This is a genomic window from Tsuneonella sp. CC-YZS046 (assembly GCF_035581365.1).
In the GTDB taxonomy this organism is placed as follows: Bacteria; Pseudomonadota; Alphaproteobacteria; order Sphingomonadales; family Sphingomonadaceae; genus JAWKXU01.
In genome coordinates this window covers 3,097,931-3,112,180 of sequence record NZ_CP141590.1, presented here as the reverse complement: position 1 = coordinate 3,112,180, position 14,250 = coordinate 3,097,931, and the positions used below count along the sequence as shown (strand labels likewise).

Below are 14,250 nucleotides of genomic sequence, written 5' to 3'. Positions count from 1 at the left end.
GATGATGCTTTCATAAGGGGGACGAGCGAGATCTCCGGCGGGACAGCGAGGCCACCAAATTTAATTCGGATTTCGCCGCACCAAAGGAGAAACCGGATCGTGGCGGTCGATCGTGATCGGCTGGGAACGCGCCAGATTGGCCAGCGCGCTGTCGGTGTCCCGAAGCGGGAAGATGCCCGACACGCGAATATCCGCGAGATCCTGACGATCGAAGCGGATCGGGTCCTTGCGCCAGCGGTTCAGCTCGTCGAGAACATGCGCCAGCGGCGTTTCTTCGGCTGGCAGCCAGCCTTCGGCCCAGGCCGCCACATTGCCGGGATCGACATTGGAAAGGCGCGTGACGGCACCGTCGGCAATGCGCGCCCGCTCGCCCGGAGAGAGAATGATGCATTTTGCCGGATCGGGTGGAGCAGGGCAGGCGCGCACCTGCGAGCTGATGACCGCGACCGCCGTCGAATGATTCTCCTTGCGCACCGTGAAAGCCGTCCCCAGCACCTCGGCCATTCCGTCCTCCGTCTCGACCAGGAACACCCTTGCCTGACCCTTGGCGACTTCCGCCAGCAGTTCGCCGCGCAGCAGGCGCACCAGCCCGCGTCCCTTCGTCATATCGAAATCCGCCGCGCTTTCGCTTGCGAGAACGATCCGGCTGCCGTCGGGAAGCGAAATATCGCGCATCTCGCCTGCGATGGTGCGCTCATCGGCGAAATAAAGCTGAACTTCCGGCAAGCGCGACGCGAACCAGCCCGCGCCGGCAAGCAGCGCGACGATGAGCACTGCGCCGCCCATGCGCTTGCGCGGCCCGAGATAGAGGCGCCGCAGGGCCTCTTGCGATGCAGGCGATCCGTTGCGAAGCCGGTCTTCCAGACCGCCCATGCGCTCGATCGCGACCGCGTGAGAGGGGTGGGCAGCCTTCCACTGCTCGAAAGCCGCAATATCCATATCGTCCGCATCCCCGGATTCGAGATGGGACATCCATTCCGCCGCGCGTTCGATGACGTCCGGTGTCGGCTCAGCGGCCACGGCGGAATCAGTCGGGATGGGGCGCTCCATAAGCTGCGGCATAGCAATGCGCATATGCCCTCGCGACATATTGCTTCACCATGCTTTTCGAAACGCCAAGTTCATTCGCGATCTCGGCATGGCTGCAGCCATCGAGGCGCGAGCGCAGATAGGCGCGACGGACTCGCTCCGGCAAGGCGTCGAGCGCCCGCGTGACCGCCATGAGTTCGTTGACGGCTTCGGCGATCTGATCCGGCCCCGGCTGACGCGCGCCCTCCGCGAGCAGTGCATGGACTTCGAGGAAAGCGCTTTCCACCCGCGCGCGGCGCGCATCATCGACAATCAGGCGGCGTGCGATTGTGGCAAGATAACTGCGCGGCACATGGATCGGATCAGGGTCGGCCTTCTCCAGCAGCCGGCAGAAAGTGTCCTGCGTCAGATCCGCCGCTTTCTGTGGGCATTGCGTGTGCCGACGAAGCCAATCATTCAGCCAGTCTGCATGCGAAGCGTAAAGGGAACCGATATCCTGCTTTGCAACGAGCGCATGCACTTAACATCTCCGGCCGCTACCCGCGCATGGTGAAGAAATCGACGAGCCAGCTTTGGCCGAAAGTATACCGATATTGCGAATGATTTGCAAGTTCATAGAAGTGAAATGTTCCGCAGAAGAACTGGCCGCTCAATGCCATTCCGTTCAACCTCCAGCTATGGGCGAAGCGATGCGGGCCGTTATAGTCCGCACCCACGAATCGCTGATCGGGAGAAGTCCGCATGTTCATCGCCATGAACCGTTTTCAGGTCATCAAGGGAGAGGAAGACGCCTTCGCGCAGGTATGGCTGTCGCGCGACACGCATCTCGACGGCGTGCCCGGCTTCGTCGAATTCCATCTCCTGCGCGGCGAAACCCAGGACGATCATACGCTGTTCTCGTCCCACACCGTCTGGCGCTCGCGCGAGGATTTCGAAGCCTGGACCCGCTCGGACGCCTTCCGCGCCGCGCATCGCAACGCGGGTGACAACAAGCCGCTTTACCTGGGCCATCCGCGCTTCGAGGGATTCGAGGTGCTGCAAACCGTCAAGCCTGGATAAGCCTGCCGGCGCGGTTCGGCGAGCGGGGCTGAAATCAGCCTTTTACCGATACCCGCTCCTGTGTTGCTAGTGCTTGATCGTTGAAGCTGGACCGGACCGCCGGGGATTTCTATCCATCACGGTCCAAGAGAGGGATGCCAATAGCCATGTCGGATGCCATCAGACCATTCACCATCGATATCGCCGAGGAGCAGCTCGAGGATCTGCGCCGGCGGCTCGACCTGACGCGATGGCCGGAAGCCGAAACCGTGCGGGACTGGAGCCAGGGCGTCCCCCTGGCCGAAGCGCGCAAGCTGGTCGATCACTGGCGCAACCGCTACGACTGGCGCCGCTGCGAGGCCGCGCTCAATCGGTATCCGCAGTTCCTGACCGAGATCGACGGGCTCGATATCCACTTCCTGCATGTCCGCTCGCCCAACCCCGATGCGCTGCCGCTGATCCTGACCCATGGCTGGCCCGGCTCGGTGATCGAATTCATGAAATGCATCGGGCCGCTCAGTGACCCGGCGGCCCATGGCGGCAATCCGGCCGATGCGTTCCATCTCGTGATCCCCTCGCTGCCCGGCTACGGCTTTTCGGGCAAGCCGAAGGAAACGGGCTGGAAAGTCCAGCGCATCGCCAAGGCCTGGCACATATTGATGACCCGGCTCGGCTATAACCGCTATGTGGCGCAAGGCGGGGACTGGGGCGCGGCGGTCACCACGGCCATGGGCATGCAGCGGCCGGAAGGGCTGGCCGCGATCCATGTCAACATGCCGATCGTCCTGCCGGAAGGCCCTTATGACGATGCCAGCCCGGCCGAGCTGGCGATGCTGGAAGCCATGGCCTATTACGCGCGCTGGGATGGCGGCTATTCCGACCAGCAAGCCAGCCGCCCACAGACGCTGGGCTACGGGTTGGCGGATTCTCCGGCGGGCCAGGCTGCCTGGATCTACGAGAAGTTCTGGAGCTGGGCGGATTGCAGCGGCGACCCGCTCAATGCGCTGAGCTATGACAAGATGCTGGACAATATCATGCTGTACTGGCTGCCCAATACCGGCACCTCGTCCGCGCGGCTCTATTGGGAGAGTTTTCATGGCGGCTTCGGCGCCGCCGAATTGCACATCCCCACCGCCTGCAGCGTTTTTCCCAAGGACATCTACGCCGCGCCGAGAAGCTGGGCGGAGCGCTGCATGCATAATCTGATCTACTGGAACGAGCTGGACAAGGGCGGCCATTTCGCCGCCTTCGAACAGCCGGAACTGTTCGTGGGCGAGCTGCGCAAGGCCTTCCTGTCCATTCGATAGCGGGCAAGCGGAAGGGGCCGCCCCGGCCTGCGCCGCGACGGCCCCGTTCAGCCCGTCAGTCAGAAAGTCAGCCCTCGCGCTGGACCCCGGTGAAGTGCAGCAGCAATTGGAACAGGTTCACGAAGTTGAGGTAGAGCGACAGCGCGCTCATCACCGCTAGCTTCTCGGCCTGCTGGCTGGCGCCATGGGCGATGTAATCCGCCTTGGCCCGCTGCGTGTCCCAGGCGGTCAGGCCGGTGAACACCACCACGCCGATGATCGACACCACCAGCTGCAGCGCGCCGGACTGCAGGAAGAGGTTGATCACGCTGGCCAGCACCACGCCGATCAGGCCCATGAACAGGAACGAGCCGAAGCGCGTGAGATCGGCCCTGGTGGTATAGCCCCACAGGCTCATCGACAGGAAGGTCACCGCCGCGACCAGGAAAGTCGTGGCGATGCTTGCGCCCGTGAACACCAGCAGCACGCTGGCCAGCGATATGCCCATCAGCGCTGCGAATGCGAACAGCGCGGTGCGCGCGCCGGACAGGGTCATCTTCTCGAAGCGGAAGCTGAAGAAGAGCACGAAGGCGAGCGGCGCGAAGATCGCCACCCATTTGAGCGGAGTGCCGAAGATCGGCTGGTAGATCGCCGGAGTAGACGCGACGATCCACGCCACGGCAGCGCTGACCAGCAGGGCCAGGCCCATATTGCGATAGATGCCCAGCATATGCTGGCGAAGACCGGCGTCGAACGCGACCCCGGCCGGCCTGGCGGCACCCGCGCCCGGCACGTTGCTCCAACCCTGATCGGCCATCGTAAGAACCACCTTTCGAGAACAATGCGATTGGGCGCGAATCTATTCCTTTCCGGATTAACGGAGAAGAAAGGTCTGATAGAAAGGAAGGGGTAATTTCAATAGCTTTTATCTATGGCGATCTATAGCGCCTTCCGCATGATCGCCCGCGCTTCCCGCGCGATCGCCTCCGCGACCAGCCGATAGCTGTCGGAATAGGCCACGCCTTCGCGCCAGATCGCCGCGATCGAGCGGCTTGCCGACCAGTCGGCGATGGCTAGGCGGCGCACCATGTCCTCACCGCCCGCTTCGGAGCGAAGATAGAGCTCGGGCAGGATCGCGAGACCCAGGCCCGATCCCGCCATCTGGCGCAGGCTGTCGAGGCTGGTGCCTTCATAGTCGCGCAGCAGCTCCGCGTTGAGTTCGCCGCAGATTTCCTCGGCCTGGCTGTGGAAATGATGGCGCGGATCGAGGCTGAGCACCTGCCGTCCGGCAAGATCGCCACGGCGCAGCAGCGGCCTGGCGCAAAGCGGATCGTCCGAAGCGGCCACGAGGTGGAGCGGCTCGCGGAACAGGGGTTCGACATGGAGATCGGAGCCGCCCACCGGCAGGGGAATCAGCATCATGTCCAGCGCCCCGCGCCGCAGCTCGGCGATCTGGTCGTCGGGAATGCCTTCGCGGATATAGAGGCGCATGTCGGGATAGGCGCGGTGGAGCTGGGCGATCACCGCGGGGATCAGATAGGGGCCGAGGGTGGGTGTGACCCCGAAGCGAATCGTTCCGGCCAGGCCGGACACGCTCCGCCGCGCGAGCGCGCGGATATCGTCCACCTGCATCAGCACGCGCCGCGCGCGCGACGCGATCTCCCGCCCGACGGGGGTAAGCTGCGCCGGGCTTTCGCCGCGCTCGACCAGAACGACACCCAGACGCACCTCAAGGCTCTTCAACTGCTGGCTGAGGGTGGGCTGGGACACATTGACCGAGCCGGCGGCGCGCCCGAAATGTTTCGTGTCCTCAAGGGCCACCAGATATTCGAGCTGACGCAGGCTCGGCATTTTCCATCCCCATCCTATGATAGATTTTTCCTATCGGATTGATGGACTGTTTTCAATTGGATCACTCGCCTTTCCAAGCTGTATCCTGCCTCCGCGATCTGCAAGGCAGCGCACCGGCAGGAGGAACTGAAGCAGCTCAAGCGGATCCGGCTTCGCCTGCACGACAGGATAGCCGCGCTCCGGCGGCAGTTTCTCCACGCCGGTTGACGCGGCCAGCGGCGCACGGGCCGTTCCCCCATCCAACCCGGCTCGTGCGCCGCCCCCGGCCGATCCTTCACACTCTTTCCGCCAAAGGCATCCCCTTGACCATTTGGTCTTGGCGGCGGCCCCCGGCTGCCGCATAGGCAGGGCGTGGGAGCCGGGAGGAATACGCGGATGAAAGCCTATCGAATCGTCGAATGGGGGCGCCCTGCCGAATTCGTGGACGTGCCGGTGCCTTCCCCCGCCGCCGGAGAAGTGCTGATCCGGATGCGCGGCGCGGGGCTGTGCCGGTCCGATCTCGACATCATGGATTCCCGGCCCGGCGTGCCGCCCTATGCGGATGTGCTGCCGGCGGGCTTCACGCTCGGCCATGAAAACGCCGGCATCGTCGAGATGGCGGGCGAGGGCGTGACCGACCTGAAGCCCGGCGATGGCGTGGTGGTGCATCACATGCGCAGCTGCGGCTATTGCGATTTCTGCCATCACGGGCACGAGCAGAGCTGCCGCACCTTCGCGCGCGGCGCGATCGGCATGACCCGCGGAGTGGGCTTCGACGGCGGGCTGGCGGAGTTCCTGGTGGTGCCCCGGCATGAGCTGGTCGCCCTGGGCGCGCTCGACCCGGTGCAGGTCGCGCCGCTGACCGATGCCGGGGTCACCTCCTATCATGCGGTCAAGACCGTGCTGGACCGGCTCTATCCCGGCACCGTCGCCGTGGTGATCGGGCTGGGCGGCCTCGGCGCCTATGCCGTCCAGTTCCTCAAGCTGCTCTCGCCCGCCACCGTGTTCGGGGTCGATCGCACGCCGGGGCGGCTCGAGGACGGCAAGCGCTATGGCGCCGATCATTGCATCGCTTCCGACGAGCGGACGGCCGAAACCATCATGGACCTGACCGGCGGGCGCGGGGCCGATGCGATCATCGACATCGTGGGCACCGATGCGACGCTGGCGCTGGCCTCCGCCATCTCGCGCCCGCACGGGCGGATCGTGCTGGTCGGCATGGAGGGCGGCTCGCTCAACGTCGGCTGGGGCAGCATGGCGACCACCTGCGAATTCGCGGTCTCGCTGGGCAGCAGCCGCGCCGACCTGCGCGAGGTCTGCAACCTTGCCGCGCAAGGCAAGCTGGTCATCGACCTGGAGCGCTTCGCCTTCGACGATCTCGAAGCGGGCTTCGCCAAATTGCGGGCGGGGCAATTGCGCGGGCGCGCGGTGGTCACTTTCGACTAGGATCAGGACCTAGCCCCACACCAACCCATCTTACCATATGGACAGCTTTTGACCTGCATCAACGAACCCCGCCTCCCGGCGGAATAAAGCCTTTCCCGGCACCTGCCATTCCCGCCCCCCTTCCAGCCCGCCTGGAGTTCTGCGGGCAGCCGCATCGCATGGTGCGAATCGCGGCGGCGCAGGTCGGCATGGGAGACACGCTATGAAGATGGGTATGTTCCAGACGCCGTTCCTCGGCCCGGAACGGACACCGGCGCAAGTGTTCGATTGGGCGGTCCAGCAGGGGATCGCGGCGGAAAAGGCCGGGTTCGAGGAATATTGGGTGGGCGAGCACGCGACTCTCAATTGGGAAGCCATACCAAGCCCGGAGCTGGTGATTTCCGCGCTGGTCCGCGAAACCAGCCGCATCAAGCTGGGGCCGCTCGCGCATTTGCTGCCCTATCACCATCCGGCCACGCTGGCCGTGCAGACCGCATGGCTGAGCCATATATTGCAGGGCCGCTACCAGCTCGGGGTCGCGGCGGGGGCCTATCCCACCGATGCCGCGATGCGGGGGCTGACCGACCTCGGCGAAAATCACAAGATGATGTTCGAGGCGCTGGAGATCATGGAGAAGGTGTGGGCGGGCAAGCCGTTCCAGCATGACGGCGCATATTGGAAAGCCGGCCTCGCGGATAGCGACCCCGGGCACCCCCTGCGCGACCAGCGCCCCTGGGGCGGCGCCATGCCGATGGCGATGACCGGGCTGAGCCCCAATTCCCCGTCGATCCGCTTCGCGGCCGAGCGCGGCTGGATCCCGGCATCGGTCTATTCAGGCAACGCCGGGCTGATCGATCATTTCAACATCTATGCCGAGACGGCGGCGAAACACGGCCACAAGGCCGACCGTTCCGTCCATCGCGTGGTGCGCGACGTATTCGTGGCCGATACCGATGCCGAAGCGCGCAAGCTGGCGATCGAAGGCGGCATGGGCCGGGCCTGGCGCGAATATCTGCTGCCCGTCTATCATGCCTTCGGGATTTTCGAGGGCCTGCTGGAAAGGACCGGCAAGACCAAGGCGGATGTCGATGGCGATTTCCTGGCCGATCACATGTGGATCGTCGGCTCGCCCGAGACGGTGCGGGAAAAGATCGAGCAGTGGTGCGACGAGCTGGGCGGCCCGTTCGGCACGCTGATGATCTACAGCTACGATTACATCGACAATCCCACGCCGTGGGAAGAATCGATGCAGCGCCTCGCCCAGGAGATCACACCGCGAATCGGCGCCCGTGTGCCGGCCTGACCGGCGCCATCCGCCACCCAACCCGACGCCGCCGGAAGCCGCAACGCTTCCGGCAGCGTTTTTCATGCGCCCTGCCCGGTCTTCCGCGCGCCACCGGCAAAAATGAATGCTGAACATCTGGACAAACCGGGGCGCAGGCGCGAAGAATTGGGGCAATGGATGAAAGGCCGCCGGCACGGCCGCCCCTGACGAGGAGAGAAGCATGAGTGACCTGCAAGCCAGGCTGGATCGGCTTGAGACGATTCAAGCCCTCACGCGCGTGATAAACAGCTATCACCAGACGGCCGATCGCTTCGACTGGGAAGCCTGGGCCGAGCATTTCACCGACGATGCGACCTTCGTTTTCGAGCATGGCTTCGGCGAGATGACCGGGCGCGAGGGGATTCTCGAAATCTGCAAGTCGAGCATGGACCCCTATTACGACCTGATGCAGCACGTCATGGTCAATCTCGATTTCGAGATCACCGGCCCGGCCACCGCCAAGGGGCGCGCCAACCTGATCTTCACCGCGATCTTCGATGCGGAGAAGCGCGACAATTACTATCAGGCAGGCGGCATCTACCGCTGGGAGTTCGCCAAGACGGCAAGGGGATGGCTGATCTCCAAGGCCTATCTCGACTTCGTCTGGAACAATGGCAACGATCAGGGCGGCGTGTTCGAAAGCGAGCATGAAGCCGAGCTGACCGTTTCGCAATAACTCGACCCGCGCTGGGGAGGGAGGCGGCCTTCGCGCCGCGCCTGCCATATTTCAGTTTTCCGAAGCCTTATCGGCTTGCGCAATCGCTTGCGCTCGGCAATGTTGCGCGCAAGTTGAGCATTTGGACAGAGGAGAGGATAATTGGGCAAACTCGACGGAATGGTCGCGCTCGTCACCGGGGCGGGGCGCAAGCGGGGCATCGGGCGGGCAATCGCCGTCAGGCTGGCGGAAGACGGCGCGGATGTCGCGGTCACCGCCATTCATCGCGAGCCTTCGCAAATGCCGGAGCATGAACAGCAGGAAGGCTGGAAGGGCGCCGAATCCGTGGCGGAGGAAATCCGCGCCATGGGCCGCAAGGCCATCGCCATCGATCTGGACGTGTCGAAGCCGGACCAGGTCGCCGCCGCCATGGAGCGGACCCGGAAGGAACTCGGCCCGCTCACCGGCCTCGTCAACAATGCCGGGATCGCCAGCGAAGCCGCCGCCGCACCGATCACCGAAATGTCCGATGAGCTGTGGCTGCGCACGATCGATATCAATCTCAACGGCGTCTATTACATGTCGAAGGCCGCAGGCCAGATCATGCTGGCACATGGCAAGCCTTCGGCCATCGTGAACATCTCCTCGCTCGCCGGACGATTCGGCTTCGCCAATTACGGCGGCTATTGCGCCAGCAAGTTCGGCGTGATCGGCCTGACCCAGCAGATGGCGCTGGAGCTTTCGCCCAAGGGCATCCGCGTGAACTGCATCTGCCCCGGCTCGATCGACACCGACATGCTGGACGGTACCATGGGCCGCAAGGCCAAGCTCGCGGGCATGAGCTTCGAGGAATACAAGGCAAGCTACAACCAGCACATCATCCCGATGGGCCGGCGCGGCCTGCCTTCGGAACAGGCTTCGGTCGCGGCATTCCTCCTGGGGCCGGACGCCGGCTATGTCACCGGCCAGACCATCAATGTCGATGGCGGCTACCGGATGGATTGATCCGCGCCGGGCGGGGGAAGCGGGCGGCTCCGCCGCTCCTTCCCGCTCCGCCCCTGAAAAGCGTCAGTTCCGGGCGCGGCGCCAGAATCGCCATGCCCCCGGCGCGGCCGTGCCCCGCCCCTGGCCGGACTGCATGACGCGCCGCCGGAAAAGCCCCGCGCCGATCCGGATGAACAGGGCGACCGCCGTGACCTGCCAAGTCAGCGCGACGGCATGGGGCCACAGTGCCGGATTCTGCGCCGCGCGGGCCAGCATGGCGAAGGGCGAACTCAAGGGGAAGGCGATGGCCGCCAGCTCTATCGAAGTGCCCGGCTGGGCCAGCGCGAAGCTGGCGAAGAAGAACACCAGCAATTGCATCATGGTGACCGGCATGGAGAGGGTCTGCACTTCTCGCACCGTCGCCGCCAGTGAACCGATGGCGAGGAAGATCGAGCCGAGCAGGAGATAGGCCATCGCGAAATAGACGGTGCCCAGAACGAGGAAAGCGGGCCACCCGACGGCCGGGGTGGCAATATCGGGCAGGGCCTCACGCCCCAGCCAGAGCACCGATCCGCAAAGCCCGCCCCACACCGCGATGCCCACCAGCGACACGCCCAGCATCGCCAGCAGCTTGCCCAGGAACACCGCGTCCATCGGAATAGCCGCCGCGAGAATCTCTATGATCTTGTTGCCCTTTTCCTCGACGAGGTTGGACAGCACCATGCCGGCCAGCAGCATAGTGAGCAGGAACAGCAGCATCTGCGCCATTTGCGCGAGGAGCAGCCGGTTGGAGCGCTCCTTCACCGCGCTGACCTTCACATTATCGAGCGCGACCTGCGGATAGTCTCGCGCTTCCTCGCCCATCGCAGCGGCGGCGATCAGGGAAAGCGGGCCCTGCCACCGGGCGATCGCCTCTCCAGGGCCGGTCAGCACCGGGGCCTGGGGCGATCCGCTGAGGATCGCGGCGAGATTGCCCTGCCAGTCCCGCAGCGCCGCCGACGGATCGAAAGGCTCCCCCGGTGGCAGCCGTTTCATCGCCATGAGATCGGGCAGCGCATTGCCGAGCCGCGGGGCAAGCCGGACATAGGCAGCCAGCATCGCGTCGACATCCCCCGCTTCCATCGCGATGCCGATCTCGGGCCGGCTGGTTTCCTCGGCCACCTTCTGGCCGATGCCGCCCGCCAGAGCCGCCACTGCGACCGGGAACAGCGGACCGAGCAGGAAGAACAGGAACGCCCGCCCGAACAGCACGGCGGTGAAATCGCGCCGGGCGATGACGAAGGCCGCCTGCCACAGGGAAAGCCGGTCCGCGCTCATCGCAGGCCCTCTTCCTCGGGCCCGTTCATCGCCTGGGCCGCTGCTTCGCCCGCGATCTCCACGAAGGCGTCATGCAGCCCGGCCCGCTCTATCGACAATGTCACGATCCCCGCTTCCCCCTCTATCAGGGCGCGCAGCAACGGCTCCACCCCGCTTTCCGGCAGGGAGAAATGCCAGAAATGCCCTTCCTGCCGGGCATTGGCCGGCAACGCCTTGCGCCAATCGCCGTCGAGCGCGCGGGTTTCCAGCCTCACCTGCGGCGGGATGCGGCCGCGCGCCTCGTCCACCGGCCCGGCGAAGGGAACCTTGCCCCCGGCGATGATCGCGATGCCCTGGCACAGCCGCTCGGCATGGGCGATGACATGGGTGGAAAAGATCACGGTGGTGCCCGCCTCGGCAAGGTTGCGGATCATCTCCTCCAGCTTGCCCTGATTGAGCGCGTCGAGACCGGAAAAGGGTTCGTCCAGCACGACCAGGCGGGGACGGTGGACAAGAGTGCCCAGCAATTGCACGGTCTGGGCCATGCCCTTGGAAAGATGGCGGATCTGGCGGCCGGCGGCGTGGCCCAGCCCATGCCGTTCGAGCAGTTCCAGGCCCCGCCTGCGCCCTTCGGGCAGTGGCAAGCCCCGCAGCGCGCCCATGAAGGCGATCGCCTCGATGGCCTTCATGGCCGGGTAAAGTCCGCGCTCCTCGGGCAGATAGCCGATCTGGCGGGCGATCTCGTGCGGGCGCTCATGGCCCAGCACGCGGCGCAGGCCCGCATCCGGATCGATGATGCCCAGCAGCATCCGCAGGGTGGTGGTCTTGCCCGCGCCGTTGGGGCCGAGAATGCCGTAGATCGCGCCTTCCGGCACGGCGAGATCGACCCCGTCGACCGCCACCGTGCCGCCGAAGCGCTTCACCAGCCCGCGCGCCTCGATGGCCAGCGGATGACGCGTATTGCCCGAAACTTCGGGATGACCTAGCCCGGCATGCATGGCGCTGGATTAGCCGCCGGGAATGAAGCGGAGCAACAGCAAGTTTGGTTAACGCCGAAGTCATTGACGGCTTGAAGACCCGCCTGGCGGGAGAAGCCGCGCGGATCGGCTTCGTGTCCATCGGGTTCGCCCCCGCGCAGGACGATCCGGCGCGCGCGGCTCGCCTGCAGGAATGGCTGACCGCGGGCTTTCACGGCCAGATGGAATGGATGGAAGCCCGCGCCGAAGTGCGCCGGGGGCCGCAATCCATGTGGCCGGAGGCGCGCAGCGTGATCGCGCTGGGGATGAGCTATGCGCCTTCGCACGATCCGCTGGCGCTGGCCGAAGCGCCCGAACATGCGCGGATCTCGGTCTATGCCCAGGGCGCGGATTATCACGACATCCTGAAGAAGGCACTGAAGCGGCTGGCCCGCTGGCTGGTGGAGGAAGCCGCCGCCGCCGGATTGGGCGAGACCCGGCTGAAGGTGTTCGTGGATACCGCGCCGGTGATGGAGAAGCCGCTGGGCGCCGCCGCCGGGATCGGCTGGCAGGGCAAGCACACCAATCTCGTCAGCCGGGATCACGGAAGCTGGCTGTTCCTCGGCGCGATCTACACCGACATTCCCTTCGCCCCGGACCAGCCGCATGACGACCGCTGCGGCTCGTGCCATGCCTGCCAGGAAGCCTGCCCGACCGACGCTTTTCCCGGCCCCTATCGCCTCGATGCGCGGCGCTGCATCAGCTATCTCACCATCGAGCACAAGGGCGCGATTCCGCTCGAATTCCGCAAGCCGATGGGCAATCGCATCTATGGCTGCGACGATTGCCTGGCGGTATGCCCCTGGAACAAATTCGCGCAAGGGGCGGCCCGCAACAAGGCGTTCCTGCCCCGGGCGGAACTCGTCTCCCCGCGCCTCGCCGACTTGCTGGCACTGGACGACAAGGCGTTCCGGGAATTGTTCTCCGGCTCCCCGATCAAGCGGATCGGGCGCGACCGCTTCATCCGCAACTGCCTGATCGCGGCTGGCAACAGCGGCCAATCAAGCCTGATCGGCCCGGTCCGCGCCTTGCTGGCCGATCCCGATGCCGTCGTTGCGGAAACGGCGCGCTGGGCGCTGGACGAACTGGCCGCGCTCGCGCTGGAGGTCAGGCCATCTCCTTGAGCGGCGTTTCCGCATCCGCCAGCAGCTCGGGCGCGATTTCCGCCTTCGCTTCCACCAGCTTGCGGCCTTGGACGTAATCCTTGACCGCATTGACGCAATCGAGCGCGATGACCTTGCCGTCCTTGAGATAGATGACCGAGAAGCTGCGCGTCGCCGGATCGCCGCGCAGGACGGTGGCGTCATGGCCGATGGAGAGGCCGGCGGTCTGCAGCTTGAGATCGTACTGGTTGGACCAGAACCACGGCAGCGCGTGATACGGCTCCGGCTCGCCCAGAATCGCCTTCACCGCGGTGTTGGCCATGTCATTGGCGTTCTGCACCGATTCCAACCGGATCACCGCGCCCCCGGCAAAGCCGTTGGCATGGGCGGCGCAATCGCCGATCGCGTAGATGTCGGGCAGCGAAGTGCGGCAGAATTCGTCCACGTCGACCCCGTTCGCGCCGGCGGCCCCGGCCGTAATCAGCGGGCCGACCGCGGGAATGATCCCGATGCCCACCACCACCATGTCGGCGGGCAGCACCTCGCCATCGGCCAGCTTGACCCCGGTGACCTTGCCGTCCGCGCCTTCCAGGCAATCGACCGCCACTTCCAGCCGCACCTCCACGCCATGGGCGCGATGCTCGGCCTGGTAGAAGTCGGACAATTGCTCGCCCGCGACCCGGGCAAGCACCCTCGGCAGCGCTTCCAGCAGCACGACCTCGCACCCCAGCTTGGTGAGCACGGCCGCCGCTTCCAGGCCGATATAGCCGCCGCCGATCACCACCACGCGCTTCGCCCCGGCGTCCAGCTCGCTCATCATGCGGTCCACATCCGCCCGGTCGCGCACCCCATGCACGCCCGCCAGATCCGAGCCGCTGCACGACAGCCGGCGCGGATCGCCGCCGGTCGCCCAGATCAGCTTGCCATATTCCACGCTCGCGCCATCGGACAGGGCGAGGCTGTGCGCCTGCGGGTCCACCTCCGTCACGCTGGCGCCGAGGCGCAGGGCCACGTCCTTGTCCACCCAGAATTGCGGCGGACGGATATAGATGCGCTGGAATTCCTTTTCCCGCGCGAGATATTCCTTCGAAAGCGGCGGCCGCTCATAAGGCGGCTCGCTATCCCGGCCGATCATCAGGATCGACCCTTCGAATCCCCGCTGGCGCAAGGCGATCGCCGCCTGCGCACCGCCATGCCCCGCTCCCACGATCACGATATCTGCTTTTTCCATCCCCGCTGCCTTGGCTGAAATGCGGCTTTCGTC

15 protein-coding genes are annotated in these 14,250 nt (G+C 65.4%); 7 read left to right on the top strand and 8 right to left on the bottom strand.

The window, feature by feature from the left end; genetic code table 11:
* Positions 1 to 60: 60 nt before the first annotated feature.
* Genes U8326_RS15245 through U8326_RS15235 form a run of 3 tightly spaced genes read right to left on the bottom strand, consistent with a single transcriptional unit; the run spans position 61 to position 1,745 of the window.
* Complete coding sequence (locus tag U8326_RS15245; protein ID WP_324741302.1) at positions 61 to 1,050, bottom strand: FecR family protein; 990 nt, start codon at positions 1,048 to 1,050, stop codon at positions 61 to 63.
* Positions 1,028 to 1,549: a sigma-70 family RNA polymerase sigma factor gene (locus U8326_RS15240; RefSeq protein ID WP_324741301.1), complete on the bottom strand. Its 522-nt coding sequence runs from the start codon at positions 1,547 to 1,549 to the stop codon at positions 1,028 to 1,030. The genes U8326_RS15245 and U8326_RS15240 overlap by 23 nt, the downstream gene beginning before the upstream one ends.
* 16 nt (positions 1,550 to 1,565) lie before the next feature.
* Complete coding sequence (locus U8326_RS15235; protein ID WP_324741300.1) at positions 1,566 to 1,745, bottom strand: hypothetical protein; 180 nt, start codon at positions 1,743 to 1,745, stop codon at positions 1,566 to 1,568.
* Positions 1,746 to 1,770: 25 nt separating this feature from the next.
* On the opposite strand from U8326_RS15235, the gene U8326_RS15230 reads away from it, so the two are divergent.
* Both U8326_RS15230 and U8326_RS15225 read left to right on the top strand, forming a co-directional pair.
* On the top strand, positions 1,771 to 2,088 hold the full coding sequence (locus U8326_RS15230; RefSeq protein ID WP_324741299.1) for an antibiotic biosynthesis monooxygenase: 318 nt from the start codon (positions 1,771 to 1,773) through the stop codon (positions 2,086 to 2,088).
* Positions 2,089 to 2,234: 146 nt separating this feature from the next.
* Positions 2,235 to 3,374, top strand: a complete 1,140-nt coding sequence (locus tag U8326_RS15225; protein ID WP_324741298.1) for an epoxide hydrolase — start codon at positions 2,235 to 2,237, stop codon at positions 3,372 to 3,374.
* Between the two features lie 67 nt (positions 3,375 to 3,441).
* Here the strand turns inward: U8326_RS15225 and U8326_RS15220 are convergent, their stop codons facing one another.
* Both U8326_RS15220 and U8326_RS15215 read right to left on the bottom strand, forming a co-directional pair.
* The gene (locus tag U8326_RS15220; protein WP_324741297.1) at positions 3,442 to 4,170 is read right to left on the bottom strand and encodes a Bax inhibitor-1/YccA family protein; all 729 of its coding nucleotides are present in this window, start codon (positions 4,168 to 4,170) and stop codon (positions 3,442 to 3,444) included.
* A 122-nt stretch (positions 4,171 to 4,292) separates the two neighbouring features.
* Positions 4,293 to 5,204: a hydrogen peroxide-inducible genes activator gene (locus U8326_RS15215; protein WP_324741296.1), complete on the bottom strand. Its 912-nt coding sequence runs from the start codon at positions 5,202 to 5,204 to the stop codon at positions 4,293 to 4,295.
* A 375-nt stretch (positions 5,205 to 5,579) separates the two neighbouring features.
* Between U8326_RS15215 and U8326_RS15210 the strand changes: the two genes are divergently transcribed.
* The 4 genes from U8326_RS15210 (at position 5,580) to U8326_RS15195 (ending at position 9,592) form a co-directional block, all read left to right on the top strand.
* Positions 5,580 to 6,629, top strand: a complete 1,050-nt coding sequence (locus tag U8326_RS15210) for an NAD(P)-dependent alcohol dehydrogenase (protein WP_324741295.1) — start codon at positions 5,580 to 5,582, stop codon at positions 6,627 to 6,629.
* A gap of 202 nt (positions 6,630 to 6,831) precedes the next feature.
* On the top strand, positions 6,832 to 7,911 hold the full coding sequence (locus U8326_RS15205; RefSeq protein ID WP_324741294.1) for an LLM class flavin-dependent oxidoreductase: 1,080 nt from the start codon (positions 6,832 to 6,834) through the stop codon (positions 7,909 to 7,911).
* 202 nt (positions 7,912 to 8,113) lie between these two features.
* Complete coding sequence (locus U8326_RS15200) at positions 8,114 to 8,608, top strand: nuclear transport factor 2 family protein (RefSeq protein ID WP_324741292.1); 495 nt, start codon at positions 8,114 to 8,116, stop codon at positions 8,606 to 8,608.
* Between the two features lie 141 nt (positions 8,609 to 8,749).
* Positions 8,750 to 9,592: a 3-oxoacyl-ACP reductase family protein gene (locus tag U8326_RS15195; RefSeq protein WP_324741291.1), complete on the top strand. Its 843-nt coding sequence runs from the start codon at positions 8,750 to 8,752 to the stop codon at positions 9,590 to 9,592.
* Between the two features lie 63 nt (positions 9,593 to 9,655).
* Here the strand turns inward: U8326_RS15195 and U8326_RS15190 are convergent, their stop codons facing one another.
* Together U8326_RS15190 and U8326_RS15185 are read right to left on the bottom strand one after the other, a co-directional pair.
* Complete coding sequence (locus U8326_RS15190; RefSeq protein WP_324741290.1) at positions 9,656 to 10,888, bottom strand: ABC transporter permease; 1,233 nt, start codon at positions 10,886 to 10,888, stop codon at positions 9,656 to 9,658.
* Entirely contained in the window at positions 10,885 to 11,865 is a 981-nt protein-coding gene (locus U8326_RS15185) for an ABC transporter ATP-binding protein (protein WP_324741289.1), read from the bottom strand. Before U8326_RS15185 ends, U8326_RS15190 begins: the two co-directional genes overlap by 4 nt.
* Before the next feature lie 44 nt (positions 11,866 to 11,909).
* On the opposite strand from U8326_RS15185, the gene queG reads away from it, so the two are divergent.
* Positions 11,910 to 13,007, top strand: a complete 1,098-nt coding sequence (gene queG, locus U8326_RS15180) for a tRNA epoxyqueuosine(34) reductase QueG (RefSeq protein WP_324741288.1) — start codon at positions 11,910 to 11,912, stop codon at positions 13,005 to 13,007.
* Here the strand turns inward: queG and U8326_RS15175 are convergent.
* On the bottom strand, positions 12,991 to 14,217 hold the full coding sequence (locus U8326_RS15175; RefSeq protein ID WP_324741287.1) for an NAD(P)/FAD-dependent oxidoreductase: 1,227 nt from the start codon (positions 14,215 to 14,217) through the stop codon (positions 12,991 to 12,993). The two genes, queG and U8326_RS15175, sit on opposite strands and share 17 nt — an antisense overlap.
* Between the last annotated feature and the right edge of the window lie 33 nt (positions 14,218 to 14,250).